This is a genomic window from Chroococcidiopsis sp. CCNUC1, from assembly GCF_023546805.1.
GTDB lineage: Bacteria > Cyanobacteriota > Cyanobacteriia > Cyanobacteriales > Chroococcidiopsidaceae > Chroococcidiopsis > Chroococcidiopsis thermalis.
This window is the reverse complement of record NZ_CP097480.1, coordinates 3,726,988-3,746,288: the sequence shown is the minus strand read 5'-3', so window position 1 is coordinate 3,746,288 and position 19,301 is coordinate 3,726,988. Positions and strand designations below refer to the sequence as shown.

21 protein-coding genes are annotated in these 19,301 nt (G+C 43.0%); 14 read left to right on the top strand and 7 right to left on the bottom strand.

Annotated elements, in window-relative coordinates; genetic code table 11:
- Window positions 1-174: 174 nt before the first annotated feature.
- Window positions 175-1,620, bottom strand: coding sequence for an S-layer homology domain-containing protein (locus M5J74_RS17430; RefSeq protein WP_250012612.1), 1,446 nt, complete (start codon window positions 1,618-1,620; stop codon window positions 175-177).
- A 186-nt stretch (window positions 1,621-1,806) separates the two neighbouring features.
- On the opposite strand from M5J74_RS17430, the gene M5J74_RS17425 reads away from it, so the two are divergent.
- Window positions 1,807-3,042 (top strand): histidine kinase, encoded by a 1,236-nt coding sequence (locus tag M5J74_RS17425; RefSeq protein WP_181245397.1) that lies wholly within the window; start codon window positions 1,807-1,809, stop codon window positions 3,040-3,042.
- Between the two features lie 34 nt (window positions 3,043-3,076).
- On the opposite strand, the gene mutT is transcribed toward M5J74_RS17425, so the two are convergent.
- The 3 genes from mutT to M5J74_RS17410 all read right to left on the bottom strand — a co-directional run bounded on the left by mutT (window position 3,077) and on the right by M5J74_RS17410 (window position 5,050).
- Window positions 3,077-3,490, bottom strand: a complete 414-nt coding sequence (gene mutT, locus M5J74_RS17420; protein WP_015155345.1) for an 8-oxo-dGTP diphosphatase MutT — start codon at window positions 3,488-3,490, stop codon at window positions 3,077-3,079.
- 16 nt (window positions 3,491-3,506) lie between these two features.
- Window positions 3,507-3,848, bottom strand: a complete 342-nt coding sequence (locus M5J74_RS17415) for a DUF760 domain-containing protein (RefSeq protein ID WP_015155344.1) — start codon at window positions 3,846-3,848, stop codon at window positions 3,507-3,509.
- A gap of 245 nt (window positions 3,849-4,093) precedes the next feature.
- The gene (locus tag M5J74_RS17410; RefSeq protein ID WP_015155343.1) at window positions 4,094-5,050 is read right to left on the bottom strand and encodes an RNA polymerase sigma factor, RpoD/SigA family; all 957 of its coding nucleotides are present in this window, start codon (window positions 5,048-5,050) and stop codon (window positions 4,094-4,096) included.
- A 578-nt stretch (window positions 5,051-5,628) separates the two neighbouring features.
- On the opposite strand from M5J74_RS17410, the gene M5J74_RS17405 reads away from it, so the two are divergent.
- Entirely contained in the window at window positions 5,629-5,844 is a 216-nt protein-coding gene (locus M5J74_RS17405; RefSeq protein ID WP_250012611.1) for a hypothetical protein, read from the top strand.
- An 82-nt stretch (window positions 5,845-5,926) separates the two neighbouring features.
- Here M5J74_RS17405 and M5J74_RS17400 read toward each other — a convergent pair whose 3' ends face one another.
- The gene (locus tag M5J74_RS17400) at window positions 5,927-6,478 is read right to left on the bottom strand and encodes a Dps family protein (RefSeq protein ID WP_015155342.1); all 552 of its coding nucleotides are present in this window, start codon (window positions 6,476-6,478) and stop codon (window positions 5,927-5,929) included.
- A gap of 272 nt (window positions 6,479-6,750) precedes the next feature.
- On the opposite strand from M5J74_RS17400, the gene M5J74_RS17395 reads away from it, so the two are divergent.
- From M5J74_RS17395 to M5J74_RS17385, 3 genes are all read left to right on the top strand, one after another.
- On the top strand, window positions 6,751-6,993 hold the full coding sequence (locus M5J74_RS17395) for an Asr1405/Asl0597 family protein (RefSeq protein WP_015155341.1): 243 nt from the start codon (window positions 6,751-6,753) through the stop codon (window positions 6,991-6,993).
- Between the two features lie 48 nt (window positions 6,994-7,041).
- Complete coding sequence (locus M5J74_RS17390) at window positions 7,042-7,677, top strand: (2Fe-2S) ferredoxin domain-containing protein (protein ID WP_015155340.1); 636 nt, start codon at window positions 7,042-7,044, stop codon at window positions 7,675-7,677.
- A gap of 177 nt (window positions 7,678-7,854) precedes the next feature.
- Entirely contained in the window at window positions 7,855-8,163 is a 309-nt protein-coding gene (locus M5J74_RS17385) for a TMEM14 family protein (RefSeq protein ID WP_106216911.1), read from the top strand.
- 52 nt (window positions 8,164-8,215) lie between these two features.
- Here M5J74_RS17385 and M5J74_RS17380 read toward each other — a convergent pair whose 3' ends face one another.
- Window positions 8,216-8,500 (bottom strand): SemiSWEET family sugar transporter, encoded by a 285-nt coding sequence (locus M5J74_RS17380; protein ID WP_015155338.1) that lies wholly within the window; start codon window positions 8,498-8,500, stop codon window positions 8,216-8,218.
- A 30-nt stretch (window positions 8,501-8,530) separates the two neighbouring features.
- The gene (locus M5J74_RS17375; protein ID WP_015155337.1) at window positions 8,531-9,676 is read right to left on the bottom strand and encodes a restriction endonuclease; all 1,146 of its coding nucleotides are present in this window, start codon (window positions 9,674-9,676) and stop codon (window positions 8,531-8,533) included.
- Window positions 9,677-10,312: 636 nt separating this feature from the next.
- Here M5J74_RS17375 and M5J74_RS17370 point away from each other — a divergent pair.
- The 9 genes from M5J74_RS17370 to M5J74_RS17330 all read left to right on the top strand — a co-directional run bounded on the left by M5J74_RS17370 (window position 10,313) and on the right by M5J74_RS17330 (window position 19,300).
- Window positions 10,313-11,080, top strand: a complete 768-nt coding sequence (locus M5J74_RS17370; protein WP_106169041.1) for a response regulator transcription factor — start codon at window positions 10,313-10,315, stop codon at window positions 11,078-11,080.
- 497 nt (window positions 11,081-11,577) lie between these two features.
- Window positions 11,578-11,838, top strand: a complete 261-nt coding sequence (locus M5J74_RS17365) for a CTB family bacteriocin (protein WP_250012610.1) — start codon at window positions 11,578-11,580, stop codon at window positions 11,836-11,838.
- Between the two features lie 89 nt (window positions 11,839-11,927).
- Window positions 11,928-12,188 carry a CTB family bacteriocin gene (locus tag M5J74_RS17360; protein WP_106169043.1) on the top strand — a complete coding sequence of 87 codons (261 nt, stop codon included), beginning with the start codon at window positions 11,928-11,930 and terminating at the stop codon, window positions 12,186-12,188.
- Between the two features lie 262 nt (window positions 12,189-12,450).
- Complete coding sequence (locus tag M5J74_RS17355) at window positions 12,451-12,705, top strand: CTB family bacteriocin (RefSeq protein WP_106169044.1); 255 nt, start codon at window positions 12,451-12,453, stop codon at window positions 12,703-12,705.
- 80 nt (window positions 12,706-12,785) lie between these two features.
- Window positions 12,786-14,090 (top strand): HlyD family secretion protein, encoded by a 1,305-nt coding sequence (locus M5J74_RS17350; protein ID WP_250012609.1) that lies wholly within the window; start codon window positions 12,786-12,788, stop codon window positions 14,088-14,090.
- A 149-nt stretch (window positions 14,091-14,239) separates the two neighbouring features.
- A complete protein-coding gene (locus M5J74_RS17345; RefSeq protein ID WP_371934052.1) occupies window positions 14,240-16,402 on the top strand; it encodes a peptidase domain-containing ABC transporter in 2,163 nt (720 codons plus the stop codon).
- A 17-nt stretch (window positions 16,403-16,419) separates the two neighbouring features.
- Window positions 16,420-16,746: a hypothetical protein gene (locus M5J74_RS17340; RefSeq protein ID WP_106170498.1), complete on the top strand. Its 327-nt coding sequence runs from the start codon at window positions 16,420-16,422 to the stop codon at window positions 16,744-16,746.
- A 112-nt stretch (window positions 16,747-16,858) separates the two neighbouring features.
- A complete protein-coding gene (locus M5J74_RS17335) occupies window positions 16,859-17,626 on the top strand; it encodes a peptidylprolyl isomerase (protein ID WP_250012607.1) in 768 nt (255 codons plus the stop codon).
- 249 nt (window positions 17,627-17,875) lie between these two features.
- Window positions 17,876-19,300, top strand: coding sequence for an NAD(P)/FAD-dependent oxidoreductase (locus M5J74_RS17330; protein WP_250012606.1), 1,425 nt, complete (start codon window positions 17,876-17,878; stop codon window positions 19,298-19,300).
- Window position 19,301: the final 1 nt, after the last annotated feature.

Below are 19,301 nucleotides of genomic sequence, written 5' to 3'. Positions count from 1 at the left end.
TCAGCAAGAGCGCTCGAATTAGCTCACACTTATCGTCTCCAGATTTAAAATCTTACAGTAAAAGATATTACAAGATTTAGTGTTGTGCGATGCCTGCGGCAACTAATTCTACACAAAAAATCAGTACATTCGATTCAGAATGCGATCGCGCCCGAGTCAATCGTGGGTGACTTTTTATGGTGATGTTGGTTGCGCTTGAGGCTGATTTGGCGGCTGATTTTGGGGTTGTTGGGTGTTTTGCGGCTGCTGTTGTGCTTTCAGGGCTTCTTGAGCCGTCATCCCCTCACCGCCATTACCAAAAAACCAAATTGCTGATGCAGCTTCGGCGCGGGTAACGGGTTTTTTCGGCTGTAACAGCGTGGTATATCCAAAAACCCTGCGAATATTTGACTGCTCTCCGTTTTGAAAATCTGCAATTACCGCACGTAAAGCTTTGGGATCGCTCCGCGCTGCATCTTGGAATCCCCATGATTCTTTGACAGCCTCTAAGGAGGCGTTAGGCAAGGCTTGGCGGGTATCTAGAGGGACTTTCCAAAGAATCAACTGTTCCCGCGTTAACGGGGCATCAGGACGGAATAAAACCGCCGTTCCGTCTCCTGACAAGGAACTGGGAATTAACCCGGCTTCCGCGAGTCCCTGGATAACGGAGAAATCGGGATCGTTTCGCGGTACATCTCGAAATGCTGGTTGAGCTGCGGCTGATGCGGCTCGAATTTGTAGTGCTGGACGAGTGGCTTGAATGCGGTTATTAGCTTCAAACAACCAACGAGCAAATTCCCGGCGGCTGACAATCTTGCTTGGATTGAACTGGCGGACGGGATCGGCTTGGCTGCTTTTGGCGTTAGTTGGTTCGAGGGGCAATACACCCAAAGCTGCCAGATCTGTAATATATTGTTGCAATTCTTGAGGAGCTTGGCTCAGGTCGTTGAAGCTTCGCTCGGCTGTGTCAGAAGTGACTGAGTTGCCTGTCTGTGTCTGAGCTGAGTTTTCCCCGCTGGTTTGGGGTGAGGGTGTAGGAGTGGCGGCTGTAGCTGGAGCATTTCGCTGATACTGAATGGTAAATTCCGTGCTAGCAGCAGGATCTATTCCAGGGTTCGGCTGGTTGGGTGTAGGAGTCGCATTAGGCGGAGGGGTAGATGTCGTTCTTGGCGCGATCGCAATTTTTACTAACAGATCGTTCCGTCGCGCCTCAATCGTCGTGTTATCTGTTTCTCCCCCCGATGGCGGATTGACAATTTGCCAGTTATTCGACTGAAATTCTTTTTGGTAAAAGCTTTGCACGACGTTGATCGGATCGCCAGTTACCCACCGAGTTTCTGGCGGCGAAGACTCGTTTTCCGCTGGTACAGATGCCACTAACTGAGCCTCGGGATAGCGCGGAATTTCTGAAGGGAAGTCAGATGGTAGCTGGGCGATCGCCCCATTCGGCTGATTTTGCCGAGCTGAATTGGTGGATGGCGCAGAAGTGCCAGAATTACTAAACGGTCGATTGGTCTCCAACTCAGGATCGGCAGCTAAAGTGCGCTCCAACTGCTGAGCGTTAGGACTATTGGCGCAGGCAGTTACAGCCAGCAATAAGCAGGTTAAACTAGCTAATCGAGCGCTTTTTGAAAACAACACGGTTTTTCAGTATATGTACTAGTTTTACGCTAGCGTAGGACTGCCCAATATCTGTAATTCTACGCTCCTTAACATCTTAGCTATATGCAAAAACTAAAATAGATATTAAATTTAAGAGGAGGCTGATTTATAATCCGCTATGGCTACTTCTTTGACCTCTCACTAAGCGTTACCTGTTAGTTGCCCGTGCTGAAACAAGATTGCATGCAGGTTTCTTCTGAACAGCCGACCTCGACTGAAGCTAGGCTTCAACTACTGCTATTTGTAGATGAGCGTCCCAGTTCGCGACAGCAAATACAGCAAATTCGTCGTTATCTCAAGCAGCTACAAGCTGAGTACCCGTTTGAATTACAGATTGTTAATGTCGGGGAACAACCGTATCTAGCAGAACACTTCAAACTGGTGGCTACACCAGCTTTGATCAAAATTTATCCAGAACCAAGACAAATTCTGGCTGGAAGTAATTTGATCGAGCAACTAAGTAACTGGTGGCTGCGGTGGCAGCAATCAGCTGAGGCTCAGGCAAATTTGGTAGCAGAGTTAGCCGAAACCTCAACGAAACCGAAGGATTTAGAAAACTTAAACAACTCGGGCAATTACGGTACTTCCAATGTCGCCGCAATTCGTTCTGTAGCTGATTCGGTAGAAGTAATTCGGCTTTCCGATGAAGTCTTTCGCCTCAAACGCGAGCAGGAGAGGTTATTGGAGCAGCTTCAGTTTAAAGATCGAATTATTGCAATGGTAGCGCACGACCTGCGCAATCCTCTGACCGCTGTGTCTATTGCTGTAGAAACTCTCGAAGCTCAATTTCTATCGACTAAAAAGGGGGGTTTTTCTGCATCGCCTGCTTTATTAACCCAGTTGTTCAAACAAGCCCGCAGCCAAGCTAAGATTATCGATCGCATGATTGCGAGTTTGTTACAGGTAACGCGGGGTTCTAGTGCCGAACTACAAATTCAACCCCACAAGCTAGATTTGATCGAGTTATACCAAGATGTAGAAGCACATATCCAAGACCGCGCTTTTACCAAATCGCAATCTATCCAAACCGATCTTCCTAACGATTTACCTGCGGTTTATGCCGACCGGGAAAGGGTAAGGCAAGTCTTGATCAACTTGCTTGACAATGCGATGAAGTATACTCCTGAAGGAGGTACGATCCGCATTTCTTGCCTGCACCGCACAACGCAGAAGGTACAAGTCAGCGTTTGCGATACTGGACCTGGAATTCCTGAAGAAAATTACGATCGCATCTTTGAAGAGCGGTTCCGCCTCAAGCGCGATGAAGCTAAAGATGGTTATGGTATCGGTTTAGCTTTGTGTCAACGGATTATTAGAGCGCACTACGGGCAAATTTGGGTAGACTCAGCCCCTAATGGAGGCAGTTGTTTCCATTTCACGCTGCCGGTTTATTCTTTGTAATGAGTAGGGGCGCACAGGTGTGCGCCCCTACTCATTATTTATAATCTTTTATTGCAGCAATAATCTGCACGTTAGCCGCAGGAAAGTTGTATTGTTCAATTTCATCTAGAGTTACCCAACGGATCTCCGCACACTCGATCGGCTGAGGGACTCCACCCAAATAATGACAGTGGTGTACTGCTAGCGTTACGCGCAAATGAGAGTAGTCGTGTTCGATAGTGATGAGGCGATCGCCGACTTCAACTTCTACCCCTAACTCTTCCATCAGTTCGCGCCTGATGCATTCTTCTACCGTCTCTCCTGGCTCCAATTTTCCGCCGGGGAATTCCCACAATCCGCCCATTGCCCCCTCTGGGCGACGGCGATCGATTAAAATTTGTTGTTGAGCGTTCCACAGAACGCCCACGCCGATGATTTTATGCGGAATTGAAATGGGTTTTGAAGTCATGGACGGTTTGTTTTAGTTATTCCTGTGTCCCGATGACTTCCGTTGCTTCTAGGGACTTTTCAAACATCATGCGTTGTTCGGCATTGCGTAAGAAATAACCACTAATCATTGCTGAAGCGAGTAATCTACCCAAACTTTCACGGTTAGTTGTAATTGTTATACCGAAATTTTCTCCAGGTAAACTACCTAACATACCGATGATATTACGCTCGATCATCTGGAATACTTCAGTAGAGCTAGGCTGGGATAGCTGAGTAATAGCCTCTGGACTTAGCGACTGGACGTATTGCCATAAGGAATCGCTGTCCTTTGATTCTCCTGGGAAAAACTCGGAAACTTGATGTGATGAGTCGTTCACTGATGACCTCCCTTACAGTTCGGTTGCCAAATTGTAACCGATCGACTTGCTGTTAGTGTTGTTTACAATTTAGCCGACAAATAGCGTCTTTATGTAAATTTAATGTAACAGGTAGGCGCGGATATGATAGGTGGCAAAACCGAACTAAATTTGGAGGGTTGTTGCTCCACGATGGGGATTACAAGTAATTGGTAGTTGGTCGTTTTTTCTCCCTCAGCTCGCTCAGCTTTCTTTTCCCCTGCTTCCTAGCTAGCCAAATACTGGTCGAGGTCTGCTTTACGCTTGCGGAGCTTGGTGAGGGCTTCGCGCTCGATTTGGCGTACCCGTTCGCGGCTGATATTGAGGCGATCGCCAATCTTGGCTAACGTCATTGCTTGTCCGTCAGCTAAGCCAAAGCGTAATGATAAAACTTCCCGCTGCTGCGGAGTCAAATCCGCCATCAGCTTCTCAATATCGGTAGATAAGCAGGACTCAGTCACGAATTCTTCTGGGGAAAGACTCGTATCCTCTAATAGTTCGCCCAATTCTGTATCTTGGTTGTCTCCTACCCGCAAATCTAACGATAGTGGTAATCTCGCTCTTTCTAAATACTCGCGTACCTGTTTGGGTGTGAGTTCTAGTGCTGTAGCTAACTCCACGATACTTGGGGCGCGTCCTAGATTTTGAGAGAGTTGACGCTGTGCTTTTTTGATTTTGTTTAATTTTTCTGTAATGTGAATCGGTAGGCGAATGGTTCGTCCTTTTTCGGCGATCGCCCGCGTGATTGCTTGCCGAATCCACCAATAAGCATAAGTAGAAAATCTATAACCTTTAGTTGGGTCAAACTTCTCTACACCCCGCTGCATCCCGATCGTCCCTTCTTGGATTAAATCCAATAAGTCTACGTTACGCTTGATGTACTTTTTAGCGACGGAGACGACTAGTCGCAGGTTAGCTTCTACCATTCTGCGTTTAGCAATTTCTCCTTCGGCGATCGCTGTAGATAAGGCTGTTTTATCTATTCGTGCTGCTTCACTCCACTCTTCTAGGGTTGGTTCGCGCCCCAGCTTTGCAACTAACTCTTCTTGGAGCGCGTACAGGGTGCTGAGTCGCTGCACTTGCTTGCCATATACAATCTCCTGCTCGTGGGTCAGTAATGGAACACGACCAATCTCACGCAAGTAAGTACGTACAAGGTCAGTGGTTGTCTGAGCGGTTTTCATGGCGCTAGGTTTCTTTATCAGTAGTAAGCAGCTGTGTGGAAATAAAAGAGTAACACTTATTTCACTACCAAGCCCTCTGCTGATGAGACAAGCTTTTTCTGTTACGTATCCAGACAGCAGAAGGCTATAGTGTTACAAGAATTGGACAACATCTAGTTGTTTGCGGAAATTTAATTTTAGAGCTGTCTCTACAGGTAGAGCAGCTTTACTACCCTCCAATCGGTCATTGGATCGCTTAAGATTAACATTCTACACTATTAATAATTGTAACATTTCTGAGAGGAAACTGCCACTGCCTGCATTTTCTATCTCAGCTTGAGAGTTGAGTTAGCTCCACGACTCGCCCTCACAGGGCGATCGCACTCCAAAGTTAAACTGTTTCACGCACACAAAAGTTGCATTTTTTAGTCAAAGTTAACTAGTAATTTGACTAATGAATGCATCAGAGGAGACAAAAAACAGTAAATGTTTTAATATTTTGCGTTTTGAGTGACTTAGGTTGATGTAAGGCAGGGAGCAGGGGACAAGGGGGACAAGGGGGACAAGGGGGAACTCGCTCTTCCCCACGACCGAAGGGAGTGGGGACAAGGGGGACAAGGGGGACAAGGGGGACAAGGGGGACAAGGGGGACAAGGGGGACAAGGGGGACAAGGGGGACAAGGGGGACAAGGGAGCTGAGAACAGAAACCTGGAATGTCCCTACGATTCGATCTTTAGCTAGCGATCGCTGCAACGGAAGTCATAAACAAAATCTTATAGAGAGAAAAGAGGGAGAGGAGCGAAAAGTTGCTTAGTTGCTTAATTGCAAATTGCGAATAGCAGTTGCTCCCCAGCTCCCTCAGCTCTCTTCTTTCCCTCACTCCTCACTCCTCACTCCTACCTAGAACCGTTCCCCATAAAACCTAACGTTAGGCTGTCGTGGGCGAGGAAATGCCCTAAGTGATATGCTCTTTCTTCGGTTTCGAGTAGGATTTTCTCGTATAAGTAACGGGTAGCGCGATCGCCTAAACTTTCTGCTTGAGCGGCTTGACGACGGATTAACCCAATAATTGCCTGTTCTGCTGCTAAGTCGTGTTCTACCATTTGACGGCAAGCAAAAACACCGTCTGGTTCTGGCTCGAAGCAGCACATCTGGGCGAGTTGGCTAAAACTAGCTACGGGTACGCCACCCAGTCCATCTAAACGTTCGCCAACATCGTGAACGTGTCCCTGGACTTCTTCATAGCTTTCGCTGAAATACTGATGCAGCATATAGAATTCTGCACCCTCAACAACAAAATGATGTTTTTGGTATTGCAGGTACAAACCCTGAAAGCTAGCAAGAGCAATATTTAATCCTTCGCAAACAGGAGTGGTGACACTGCGATCGAGCAGAATAGGGTTGTCATATACCTGACCGAAGTTCCGTAGAATTGTTGCCTCAGACATGGTTCTCCTCTCTTTGCTGGTTGTGATGCTGTTATCGATAACTCACTGCTACTTTCATTATCGCTCTCTAGTCAAGCTTTAAACAGCGCGAGCGCTATGTATTTCAGTGCTTTTGACTGTTGAGACAACCCTTGATTAAAGAAAGTTTTTTGCAAATATCATGAGAATTATTTGCATTTAGGGTATGCTATTGGGTAAAGTTAAACTGTCGGCAACTAGCACGGCTAGTCACGGCAATAAGATGACGAAATGTAATTTGAGCATCGGAGGGTATGGGGTTGAAGCCGTTAGGTTGCGAACCGGAAGTTAGAGAAATTGTGGAAGTGAAATGGGCAGATAGATGGCAGGTGTATCAACGTTTACAAGAGTTAGAGATTCCTTGTTGGTGCGATGCCGGACAGCCATTAAAAGTTGAGATAGCCGATCCCACAACGGCAGTTCAATTGAGTAGTGTTTTGAGACAATTCACTGCATCTCGCCAAGATTTGGTGTGGTGGTTAAAACAGTGCTGGTAAAACCGTAGATCGAGCATTGGTTGTCGTTCATCCGAAGGTGATAAAGCAATGAGTAGTCGCTTTGGTAAAGAAGTATCGGCTTTTAGCTTAGAGGGAAAATTTCTCAGGTTTGAATTAGAAGATGGCTATAAGCGTAAATATTTGCAAGTTGGCACTTTAGAAGGTGAATATCGAGTCAAACTACCCAAGTATCTGCGTTCACCTATGGAGTTAAACCTGAATTTAGGGGATGTAGTACAAATTTTTGGTGAGAGAAAGTTTGACTATAAAAAAGATTCGCTCAAATTGAAGGCAGAACGAGTGATCGTTATCGATCGCCAACCGCCAGCTATGACTCCTGCTACACCTGTTAAACGACAAACCAAAGCAAAAGCTAGTATCTTAGTGTGTCAGAAGTCTGATTGCGTCAAACGGGGTGCAAACGGAGTTTGTAAAGCATTACAAGCATCTTTGAATGAGCGCGGTTTGGAAAATGAGGTAGAAATTAAGCCTACTGGTTGCCTCAAACAGTGCAAAGCTGGACCAAATGTCGTGGTGATGCCCGATAAAACTAGATATACCCGCGTACAAACCGAGCAGGTTGCAGAATTGATTGACAAGCACTTTACTACAGATGAAAATACTCATAATGAGAATGTGCAGCAATTAGCATTAGTTGGCAATCGAATTTTTCCTGTTAGCTGAGAATTGTGCTAGATGAAAAGATTTACCAACTAAATTTGAGGAGGATCGCTACTGGAGTCTGGGAGAATTTATTACAAATTCTTGGTAGATGGTAAATTGCTCTGGGATACAAAAATATACGTTTATATGTTTGAAAAAATGAAATAATAGTTAAATTATTGAACAAATCTTCAGGTAATGAATCCAGGTGTGGTTGCGGCGATCGCGTATGGGATTTTAGCCATAGTTGGCGGCGCGATTGGCTATAAGCAAGCTCAGAGTAAGGCTTCGCTGATTTCTGGTACTGCTAGCGGGTTATTGCTGATTCTGGGAGGAGTTGCGCGATCTTTTGGTCAAGCCTGGGGTCTCGGGTTAGCTGCTATAGTTACAGCAATATTAGTGATTATTTTTACTACTCGTCTGATAAAAACACGCAAATTCATGCCAGCAGGATTAATGACTGTTGTAGGTGTAACAGCGTTGGTAGTTATGTTGAAAAATTTGTAGAGACGCGATCTCGTGCATCTCTACATTGGTTATGAGGTACATTTGGACAAAGTTAATTCTCTTCGCTAGGATCTGATTTATAGCGAATCTTCAGCATCAAAATCATTCCAGCGAAAATAAATGTTACGATATTGGCGGCGATGATAGGAATATCGTGTACGTAAAAGCCGTAAACCAACCACAGAATTATTCCCGTACATAAAACGATGAGCATACTCCAAGAAAGATCGTGAGCTGATTTCGTCTTCCAAGTTTTGACCAACTGGGGTAAGTATGCGATCGTTGTCAGGACTCCTGCAAATAGTCCCAGAGGGGTGATGAAATTAAAATCTTCCATGTTTATGCGTTCTAGTGACAATATCCCCTATTATTCTCGCAGAATTCCGATCCCTGCTTCTCTTTCTATGTAATCGACTAAGCTAATAAAATCATCTCGCGGATAACACTTGCCACCGATAAGCTGAAATGCTAGTTCACTCGATGGATTATCGGGATTCTCTAGAATATGGATTCCCCAGTAGTATAGTTGGTCGCTAGTACGAATGCAAACTTGTTCTGGATCGATACAATGAAACTTCTTATCGTTCTGGCTAATATGTTTATAAACCGATAAAAATGACTCTTTTAAAATTTTGAATCGTCTAATTCCTGGATCTCTAAAATTATTAACTAAAACAAATAGGTGAGCAGCTTGATTAATACTTCTAATTTTTTGCACTGTATCTTGAATCACGATTCCATGTTTATTAATACCTAGAGGATTCAAAGTTGTAGGAATAATACAATAATCAAATTTCTCAATTAGTTCTCTTGGGTTGCGTTCTAAAGCAGGAGAACAATCACATATAACTATTTTGCAATCACGGGCGGCGTTTTCATCCCAAGCTCTTGCATCGTAGACTTCAATAGTTGTACCCGTACCTTTACTATTAGGAACGTAAACCCCATCTCCTACTAATTTATGTAAGTTTTGTTCTGGATCTAAATCTACCAAAGCAACATTGAATCCTTGTAAGGCAAATGCTCCTGCTAAGTGCGCTGCAACTGTGGTTTTTCCAACTCCACCTTTACAAGTGAAAATCCCAAAATAAATCTTGTCTTGTTTTGGTGGTTGGGGTGGAGGTGTACCGTCATCGCCATTTACCCAAGTAATTTTATGTTCGGAAGCGATGCCACAGCGAATTCTCGCATCTTTTCCCCAAGATTTAATTAGGGCGCGAGCTGGTCCACTATAATCTTTTGTAGTAATGAAAATACCATAATTAAACTGACAAGCTGCTGGAGATTCAAGAAAATCAACAAACTTTAAAATTTGCGGTGCGGCAACGTTATTTTTGAGCCACTTGACTTGAACAGCTGCCACAATATTGCTTTTACTGACAACTAAATCGTAACCTGCTTGGTTTTGTTCGGGAGTCACAACCGTCCACCCGTGTCTGTGAAAAATTCTGGCTACGTGCTGCTCGAAGTGAGTGAAATCCTGTATGTATGGTGGTTGCAGGGATGAGGACATAGACAGATAAGACGCGGGGCTAAGATCATTAAAACCCTTATTTGGTCTAGTGTCTATGGGTGAAAGGAAGGATTGCTTTTTTACCCATTAAGATGAAAACAGTTGATTATCGTATCTATTCCCTTCAATGACTTTGTCGATTGATACTAACTACTCCAGTTCTCTCAGCATCGAAACCGAAATTTTAGGCGATCGCAAAATGGTAGCAACTAGCAAATCAGTAAACTGAAACAAGCAGGGCGATTTTAGTAGTAGAATGTGACAAGTAAGCATCAGTTTTTATTAGTAGCAATTTTTACCAAAAAAGTTGTATTTCACTTACAGTAAGTTTGGTTACATAAATTCAAACTAGAGAACTCTGACTTATGGTAGATTGTCTGCTTTTCAAAGACAGTACAATTGAAAAAAAAGAAAAAAATAGAGTATACTCTGTAACAGAATAAAGAATAAAACACTCATACTTTTTTAGATTCAAGTTGGTATCGATAAAAAAATAAGAGAGAACAAAGAGAACTCAAGTTTCTATTCTCAGGGTGTCAAGGAATTCCAATTTCTCTAGATCGGGGACTGTCTATCTTCTACTAGGCAGTCAGTTCGCGGCAGCTAACTCAAAATAGTTAGAGAAAAATTTACAATATGTCATTATTAATCCTTGTCGTCGATGACGATCCGGCTATTCGTCTGCTGGTGAGTTGTTCTTTGAAGCAGTGGGGATATTCAGCGATCGCAGCTGAGAATGGGAAAGAAGCGCAGAAGCAGATTGAGGAATGTCAACCGCATCTCGTCATTACTGATATTAGTATGCCAGAGATGGATGGCTACGAGTTAATTGAGTGGATACGTCAGCATCCAACATTTCGACTCCTACCCGTAATGTTTTTGACAGCACGAACAGATACTGAAGGAAGAATTCGCGGCTATCAAGTAGGGGGAGATGCATATTTAGCCAAACCCTTTGAATTGAATGAATTATATGCTGTGGTGCGTAATTTACTAGAGCGATCGCAGTTAATATCCCAATTAATGCAGTGGGAATGGCGCTTACGGCTTCAACAACAAAATATGGAACAGCAACAAGGCAAAACCTATAATACAATACACTATCCTTCAAGCCAAGAAGAACCAACTATTCGAGTCGATACACCGCGCTATAATCCTTACCAGCACCAACAGGAAAGGACAACTGATACTAAGACGTTCGATGATTTTTCCTTAACTAAGAGAGAACAAGCAGTACTTCAACTTTTAGTCAAAGGTTTATCAAATTCTCAAATAGGTTCTAGCTTATACCTCAGTCCTCGAACAGTAGAAAAGTATGTTAGTAATTTACTGTGTAAAACTGGAACCAACAATAGAGTAGAACTTGCGTGCTTTGCCAGAGAACGCCATCTAATTAATAGTTGATGGTTAATAGTTGACGGTTAACAGCGCTAAGTCTAAAGATTGAAAATATTTATTTTCTCAACCAAGCTAGATGCAGAAGTTGCTAATATTTTGCCTTTGAGTAGCGATCGCTAACTCAATAGACAGAATAGCTTCTGCAATAGCTTGGTTTTATGTTGCAGACTATTTTTGATGGTAAATCAGCAAGAAAAATAGTCTCTCTTAACGTATATCATCTGAAAGATAGATGTTAGTTTGAATTTTTTAGCTGAGCGTAATCTCACTCAGGGGACATACCTAGTTTTTTAGGTAAATACACTATAGAAATTAAATGTGTAATTCTGTATTAAAGAGAAAAACGCCAGTAGATATACTTAGGGTAAATACCTAGTGTATTGGGGAGATACGCTGTGGAATTCGACAGTTGCTTTTTCTATCTTGTTAATAGATAGATATTCAATTTCTTATGCAGTTAGTGGTTGAATATCTAACATCTAATTTTAGAAGGAGCTAAAGCTATGTTCGATACAAATATGCAATCTGGATTGTTTTTAGATTTATCCGACGAGCAACAACAAGTAGTTACAGGTGGTGGTTCTACAGGGGATGAGCTTCGCGACAAACTTGCTACTTACTACAAAGCCAATAACAGTTTAACCAACCTGGATGTAGCTCAACAGTCAGGTCCTGAAGGTAGCACGAATCTACAAAGCTTCAAGCACGGTACTCTCGATATTAGTACCGCAGCTTATAAAGATTTCTTTGCTAAATTAGGTTAATTTATTTCGGCAATAAATCCGCAAGCTCTTTACTAGAGATAACTCAATTAGTAAGCGCTATCACTAGTTTAAACACAGGAGATTTTCCCATGATCGCTAATAATATCAAGTCTGAATTATTTGTGGAATTGTCTGAGGATCAGCAGCAGTTGGTTGCAGGTGGTGGCAGCTCAGGCGATGTTTTGAAAGATAAGCTGGCGACTCATTTCAAAACTGATGAAACCATAACAAACCTAGAAGTGGCTCAGGAATCGACTCCAAAGGGCAGTACGAATCTGCAAAGCTTCAAGCACGATACTCTCAATGTTAATACCGCAGCTTATAAGGATTTCTTTGCCAAATTAAGCTAATTTACGTGACGTGCAACATTTGACAAAAAACTGCGATAAGGTAGAGCGTTTATCTGCACAAACTACCTGAGAATAGATTCCAGAGCCTCCTAAATTCTTCATTTTGCACGCTCCGATCGTCTCGTTGCACAAATAAGAACAATGCAAAGGAACAAGGCTCTGGAATCTTTTTATTAGACTTCCTACAAGGAGGCGGGCAGTTTTCTTGTTGATAGTTTTAGCTTGACTAAGTGGATAGCAATCAATAAGCGAGGTATCAAACATGTTCTTTTCCAAGAACCAATCCTTAGAATTATTTCTAGACTTATCTGAGGAGCAACAAGAGACTGTGGCTGGTGGTAAGGTGTACGAAAACAACAAGCAGTATTACATTAAAACCGAAACATCAGATGGAGGTAGTACAGACTCAGATTCTCAAAAAGGGAAACGAGACAAACCAGTGATAATAGAGCCAATTGCATGGCAATCTCCATTTGGAGTAGGGGAACAATTGATGTTTCCCAAGATGATTATCTAGAAACTTCCTCTTTCTAACTGCCTGAATAACCTAGTTTTTCTAGGTATGGAATTTAAGTGCCGAACTAAGAGTTTGTAGCCATGATAAGCGAAATCGATCCCAATTTTGGTGCAGTTGAAACTGATGAGTTTATCCCCCCAATCGGTTCTTTGACAACGCTCGGCGGCGGGATGGCGATCGCTATTTTTAGTGTAGGAGTGTCTCTAGCTGCCACGCTCAGCTACAACGTCACAGTCAAAGCACCTGCAAATATCCGTCCGAGCGGAGAACTACGGGTTGTTCAGGCAGCAACAGAGGGAACGATTACAAGCATTAACGTGCAAGAAAATCAAGCTGTAAAAAAAGGTGAGCCAATTGCTGAGATCGACAATTCACAACTTCAAACTAAGAAACAACAATTGCAAACCAACATTCAGCAGAGCCACTTACAATTAGTACAAATTACAGCTCAACTTAATTCCTTAGATCGTCAGATAGCTGCTGAGACAAACTTAATGCAGCGTTCTGTAGCTGCGACAGCCGCGGAACTGATGTTGCAACGTAGAGAATATCAAACTAAGGAAATTGCCACAATTGCAGAAGTACAAGCAGCTCAAGCTGCTCTAGGATTGGCACAGGAAGAGAAGCAAAGATATCTACAACTAGCAAATACAGGTGCGATCGCCCAATTGCAAGTTAAGGAAAAAGAACAAGCTTTCAAAGCAGCTAAAGCCAAACTCAAACAAGCTGAAGCCAGCCTCAATCCTAGTAATGCCACGGTGATTATAGCTAACGAGCAGATTGCTCAAGCCAAAGCCAGAGGACTTGCAACTGTAGCTGCATTAAACAGAGAGCGCGAAAACCTGATCGTTAACAAAATTGCCCTGCAAAATCAACAAGAGCGGGATACAAAAGAACTACAACAAACTGGCTTGGAACTGAGAAAGACATTTATTCTTGCCCCTACAGATGGCACAATTCTCAAGCTAGAACTGCGTAACTCAGGACAGGTGGTAGGCATGGGGGATGCGATCGCCCAAATTGCTCCCCGTGACGCTTCCTTAGTGGTGAAAGCTCGTGTCGCAGAACCAGATATTAGCAAAGTCAAACCCGGGCAACAAGTTCAAATGCGTGTTTCTGCTTGTCCTTATCCCGATTACGGCACTCTCAGAGGTGTAGTTCAAGCTGTTGCTCCAGATGCAATACCCGCAGCTAGCGCGGGGTTAGGAGCGATCGCCCCGTCTATCTATGAAGTGACGATTCAGCCGGATAATGAATTTGTCAGTACAGGCGATCGCGTCTGTCGGTTGCAACCTGGGATGGAAGGTGCAGCCGATATTATTTCTCGCTCCGAGACCGTACTGCAATTTATTCTGAAAAAAGCAAGACTACTGACGGATTTGTAAATTGGTGCGTGGTGCGTGAAATACTTCTGACTTGTGTACGGGCGGGTTTAATTGTAGTACTGTTTGTTTTTTCATCGGGATCTTCAAAAAACCCGCCCCTACGACTTACGGCTTCCCAATTACCAACTACCAACTACCAATTACCCATTATGGTTAGCCTGTTTAACAAAAAATATCCATGTGTCTTACAGGCAAGCGAGGAAGATTGCGGGGCAGCTTGTCTGGCTACAATTTGCAGACATCACGGACGGGTTTTAAGTATTAATCGTTCGCGGGAAGCTGTCAGTACTGGACAGTTGGGAACGACGATGTTGGGCTTAAGGCGTGGTTCGGAGTCCTTGGGTTTCAATACTCGACCAGTTAAAGCTTCGCGAGAGGTGGTAGACCGTATTAATGATGTTCCTCTACCAGCGATCGTGCATTGGCAGGGCAACCACTGGGTAGTATTGTACGGGCGACAGGGTAAGAATTACGTCATTGCCGATCCAGCTGCGGGTATTCGCTACTTAAGCAGGCGAGAATTAATGAAAGCATGGAATGGTATCATGCTTTTGCTAACTCCCGATCCTAGCTGCTTTTATAATTGGGATGAAGAAGATTCTTTAGGCGGATTTATCCGTTTTTTTCAACGGATATTACCTTATCGAGCCATACTGATTGAGGCTTTGGGCATTAATCTTGTCTTAGGTTTACTTGCCTTAGCTAGCCCATTTTTAATTCAAATTCTCACAGATGATGTTCTAGTACGGGGAGATGTTCAACTGCTAAGTGTTGTTATAGCTGCTGTGGTAGTTACAACTCTGTTTAGCAGTACGATGCAACTATTACAAACTACAATGATTGCTCATTTTAGTCAAAAGTTGCAGTTAGGATTAGTCTTGGAATTTGGACGCAAACTTTTGCATCTACCTTTAGATTATTTTGAAACTCGCCGTAGTGGAGAAATTGTCAGTCGCTTGCGAGATATTACTGAAATCAATCAGTTGGTCTCGCAAATTGTTGCCTATCTACCCAGCCAGTTTTTTGTTGCCCTAGTTTCGTTTGGCTTCATGCTGTTTTATAGCTGGAAACTAACTTTGGCGGTGATGGCGATCGCCACAATTATGATTTTATCAACGCTACCGTTTTTACCAGTTCTACGGCAGAAAACGCGCAGTCTCCTCGTTTTATCGGCAGAAAATCAGGGTGTTTTGGTAGAAACTTTTAAAGGCGCGATGGTGATGAAGACTACAGCGGCTACACCCCAATTTTGGGATGAATTTCAAAGTCGTTTTGGTCGTTTAGCACATTTGACTTTTAGTACAATTAAAATTGGCATTATTAACGGTGTTTTCACTCAAACGTTAAGTAGTCTTGGTGGCATCGCTTTACTAGGATTCGGTAGCATTTTAGTAATTAATAAGGAACTCAGCATCGGGCAAATGCTAGCGTTTAATACGATGCAGATTAATGTTGTTGGTTTAATTAACTCTCTAGTTGGTTTAACAGACGAATATTTTCGTTCTCAAACAGCAGTCAATCGCCTTTTAGAAGTAATTGATGCAACTCCAGAAGCGGTTGGAGACATTCATAAACCCTTTGCTGAAATCTTACCAGATGCAGATATTGAGTGTACGAATCTCTACTTTCATCATGCCGGCAGAGTCGATCTACTAGAAGATTTTTCAGTCACGATTCCTGGCGGACAAGTTATTGCTTTGATCGGTCAATCTGGATGTGGTAAAAGTACTTTAGCCAAATTAATTGCAGGTTTATATGAACCCCAATCAGGAAATATTCGGATTGGGACGTATAATCTGTCAGATATCGCGATCGATTGTCTGCGTCAGCAAGTCGTATTGATTCCTCAAGAACCTCATTTTTGGAGTCGCTCAATTTTAGAAAACTTCCGTTTAGGAAATCCTCACCTTCCGTTCGAGCAAATTGTTAAAGCTTGTCAAATTGCGGATGCTGATAGTTTTATCAGTCAGTTACCTAATAAATATCAAACAGTTCTAGGGGAATTTGGCGCAAATTTATCTGGAGGACAGCGACAAAGATTAGCGATCGCCCGCGCTATTGTCAGCGATCCACCTATTCTTATCTTAGATGAAGCGACCTCTGGTCTCGATCCGGTGAGTGAATTTCAAGTTCTGGAGCGATTGTTAAACTACCGTAAGGGCAAAACTACAATTATTATCACCCATCGTCCGAGTGCGATCGATCGCGCTGATTGGGTGGTGCTACTCGATCGAGGAAAGTTACAACTTCAAGGTTCTTTATCAGTTTTGCGTAACAAACCTGACGAAAATTTAAGATTTTTCTTACCTTAAGTGGAGTAGATATTAATATGTCTGAACCTAATGAAGATAAGAGCGATCGGCTGTTAGATGAGTTATCCGATCGGGAACAAGAAGCTGTAGTGGGTGGATTTGGCTGGGAAGATTTCTTTGGTTCTTTCTTTTTTCAAAAAACTGATATAGACACTTTCGCTGATGCTCAAGATAAGTTTACGGATGGCAGTTCTATTTCTCGCCGTACGAGTTACAAATTATCGCAAATTACTTTAGCGTTTACCATGCCGCTTTTTGGTGGATCTGGTAGACGTAGATCTCGTTCTAGTAGCTCTAGAATGCGAAATATATTTAATTTATTTCAATCGTTTTGGGACAACTAGTTAGCTCGAATTGGAAAATTATAATGAGATTTTTTGTATTAAGACGCAGCTTTTATCTTACTTAAAAAGCCTTAATAGTCACCACTTAACTTACTCAATATTACGATGACAAGTGGTTGTATTTATGAATCCCGCACCCCAGTCCGTTGATTTTTTTGGTTTACCTATAGAATTTGCTGAGATCGTTAGTTACTTGCAAAAGAGTTTGCAATTAAAGGAAGTCTGTCAGCAGATTTTATATCGCCGAATCATCGAACGTGTGGCACGGGAAAGAGGCTTAACAGTTGAAGCTGAGGAAATTCAAGCTGAGTTAGAGCGCCAGCGTCGCGATCGCGATTTAGAAATGGATGCCGATTTGTTAACTTGGTTGACAGATCGGCTGCTCGATCGAGAAACTTGGGAAGCTAGTATTCGCGATCGCCTGTTGGCTGAAAAATTAAATCAACGTCTTTTTTCTATAGAAGTAGAACGATTCTTTAACCAACATCCAAGTGAATTTGAACGAGTCTTACTTTATCGAATTGTCGTGTCTAGTGCAGCTGAAGCATTAGAGATTTTATATCGATTGCAAGAGGGTCAAATTAGCTTTTATGAAGCTGCACACTTCTACGATATTAGCGAACAACGGCGACTTCAATGCGGTTATGAGGGGAGAATCTATCGGTCTCAGTTACAACCAGATATAGCAGCGATCGTCTTTAGTGGTGCTGTGGGACAGGCGCTCGGTCCTCTGCAAACTGATACAGGTTATTGTTTACTATTAGTAGAAGAATTTTTTTCAGCTCAGTTAACTTCGGAAAGATTTCAAGAAATTTTAGAACGGCTATTTCAGCGGTGGTTGGCGTTGGAGTTAAGTTCGATGCTGCAAAGTGATAGTTAATGAGCTGTTTGTTATTTTTAATGGAAATAGGGGGTGCGATCGTATCTCTCTAATACTAGATTAAGGGAGGGTTGTTTCATTGCCTCTTACTTAGTTATATTCTCCGGTTGATGTCACGCAAAGACGCAAAGACGCGAAGAAGAATGCAAAAAGTAGCTGTTGATGTGATTCAATAAGTTTGGCGACTCTAGTAGCAGGCTGTCATGATAGGGAAAGAAGCGATCGCGCTTTCTCCTAAAGGTACTTGTCATGGCTGTGGAATACGATCTTGTGGTTATTGGTGGCGGTTCGGGTGGTTTGGTGGTGGCTGGTGTCGCCGCTGCACTTAAGGCGAAGGTAGCGTTAGTTGAAAAGCATCGGCTGGGTGGTGATTGTCTTTGGTATGGTTGCGTCCCTAGTAAGTCTTTGATCCGCGCTTCTCGCGTGGCTTATGAGGTGAAACAGGCGGGAAGATTTGGGATCTACTGTAACGATCCGCAAATTGATTTTGCTAAAGCGATCGCGCACGTCCAAAATACAATTACTACCATCGAACCTCACGATTCGCCAGAAAGGTTTGAGGGTTTGGGTGTAGAAGTGATTTTTGGTGATGGTAAGTTCGTTGACAAGAAAACGTTTGAAGTTAATAACCGCCGCCTCAAAGCCAGAAGTTTTGTCATCGCTACAGGTTCTCGTCCCGCCACGCTACCAATACCAGGACTGAAGGAAGCGGGATTTATTACTAACGAAGAAGTGTTTGAAATTACCGAACGTCCAGATACACTCGCAATTATTGGTGGGGGACCAATCGGTTGTGAGTTAGGACAAGCATTTTCTCGATTAGGATCGAAAGTTACCATTATTGCTAGCCGCGATCGTCTCCTTCCCAAGGAAGATCCAGAAGCAGTTGAAGTTATCCACCAACAATTTAAATCTGAAGGTATTAATTTTCTCCTCAATACCAAAGCGGAAAAAATCGAAGTTGTAGATGGTAAAAAATATATTTGGGCAGGAAAAGAAAAGATCGTTGCCGACCAAATTTTAGTTGCAGCCGGACGATCGCCAAACGTAGAATCTTTGAACTTAGATGCAGCAGGCGTAAAAGTAGGTAAAAAGGGAATTGAAGTCAATCCTAAACTGCAAACTTCCAATCCCCATATCTACGCTTGTGGGGATGTTTTGGGCGGTTATCAATTCACCCACGTTGCTAGTTATCAAGCAAATATCGTTCTCAAAAATGCTTTGTTTTTACCAATATTTAAAGTCAGCGATCGCGTCATTCCTTGGGCAACGTTTACCGAGCCAGAATTAGCAAGGGTGGGATTGATGGAACAAGAAGCCAGGGAAAAGTATGGTAACGATATTCGAGTTGTCAAACAAGAATATGCAGATGTGGATCGCGCTCAAGCTGACGGAACGACAGCCGGATTTGCTAAGATTATTACCAAACGTAACGGGCAAATACTCGGCGCTCATTTAGTTGGTGCAGCGGCGGGCGAACTTATTCATGAGATTATATTGGCAATGTCGCATAATCTAAAACTATCTGCTCTGAGTGGAATTCACATCTATCCCACCTTATCAGAAGTGAATAGTAAGGCAGCTTTTGCTCAAACTCGCCAAAATTACGAACAAAACCACAGATTGCAGCAGATGTTATCCAGTATATTTCGCGTCATCCGTCGCTTCGGCTAAG

What these genes read in the sequence shown, in the direction of transcription:
- M5J74_RS17365 (WP_250012610.1), top strand. Translation starts at nt 11,578, where the DNA reads ATGTTCGATACAAATATGCAATCTGGATTGTTTTTAGATTTATCCGAC.
- M5J74_RS17385 (WP_106216911.1), top strand. Translation starts at nt 7,855, where the DNA reads ATGAATCCAGGTGTGGTTGCGGCGATCGCGTATGGGATTTTAGCCATA.
- M5J74_RS17340 (WP_106170498.1), top strand. Translation starts at nt 16,420, where the DNA reads ATGTCTGAACCTAATGAAGATAAGAGCGATCGGCTGTTAGATGAGTTA.
- M5J74_RS17330 (WP_250012606.1), top strand. Translation starts at nt 17,876, where the DNA reads ATGGCTGTGGAATACGATCTTGTGGTTATTGGTGGCGGTTCGGGTGGT.
- M5J74_RS17400 (WP_015155342.1), bottom strand. Translation starts at nt 6,478, where the DNA reads ATGTCTGAGGCAACAATTCTACGGAACTTCGGTCAGGTATATGACAAC.
- M5J74_RS17390 (WP_015155340.1), top strand. Translation starts at nt 7,042, where the DNA reads ATGAGTAGTCGCTTTGGTAAAGAAGTATCGGCTTTTAGCTTAGAGGGA.
- M5J74_RS17375 (WP_015155337.1), bottom strand. Translation starts at nt 9,676, where the DNA reads ATGTCCTCATCCCTGCAACCACCATACATACAGGATTTCACTCACTTC.
- M5J74_RS17410 (WP_015155343.1), bottom strand. Translation starts at nt 5,050, where the DNA reads ATGAAAACCGCTCAGACAACCACTGACCTTGTACGTACTTACTTGCGT.
- M5J74_RS17345 (WP_371934052.1), top strand. Translation starts at nt 14,240, where the DNA reads ATGGTTAGCCTGTTTAACAAAAAATATCCATGTGTCTTACAGGCAAGC.
- mutT (WP_015155345.1), bottom strand. Translation starts at nt 3,490, where the DNA reads ATGACTTCAAAACCCATTTCAATTCCGCATAAAATCATCGGCGTGGGC.
- M5J74_RS17360 (WP_106169043.1), top strand. Translation starts at nt 11,928, where the DNA reads ATGATCGCTAATAATATCAAGTCTGAATTATTTGTGGAATTGTCTGAG.
- M5J74_RS17370 (WP_106169041.1), top strand. Translation starts at nt 10,313, where the DNA reads ATGTCATTATTAATCCTTGTCGTCGATGACGATCCGGCTATTCGTCTG.
- M5J74_RS17380 (WP_015155338.1), bottom strand. Translation starts at nt 8,500, where the DNA reads ATGGAAGATTTTAATTTCATCACCCCTCTGGGACTATTTGCAGGAGTC.
- M5J74_RS17395 (WP_015155341.1), top strand. Translation starts at nt 6,751, where the DNA reads ATGGGGTTGAAGCCGTTAGGTTGCGAACCGGAAGTTAGAGAAATTGTG.
- M5J74_RS17350 (WP_250012609.1), top strand. Translation starts at nt 12,786, where the DNA reads ATGATAAGCGAAATCGATCCCAATTTTGGTGCAGTTGAAACTGATGAG.
- M5J74_RS17355 (WP_106169044.1), top strand. Translation starts at nt 12,451, where the DNA reads ATGTTCTTTTCCAAGAACCAATCCTTAGAATTATTTCTAGACTTATCT.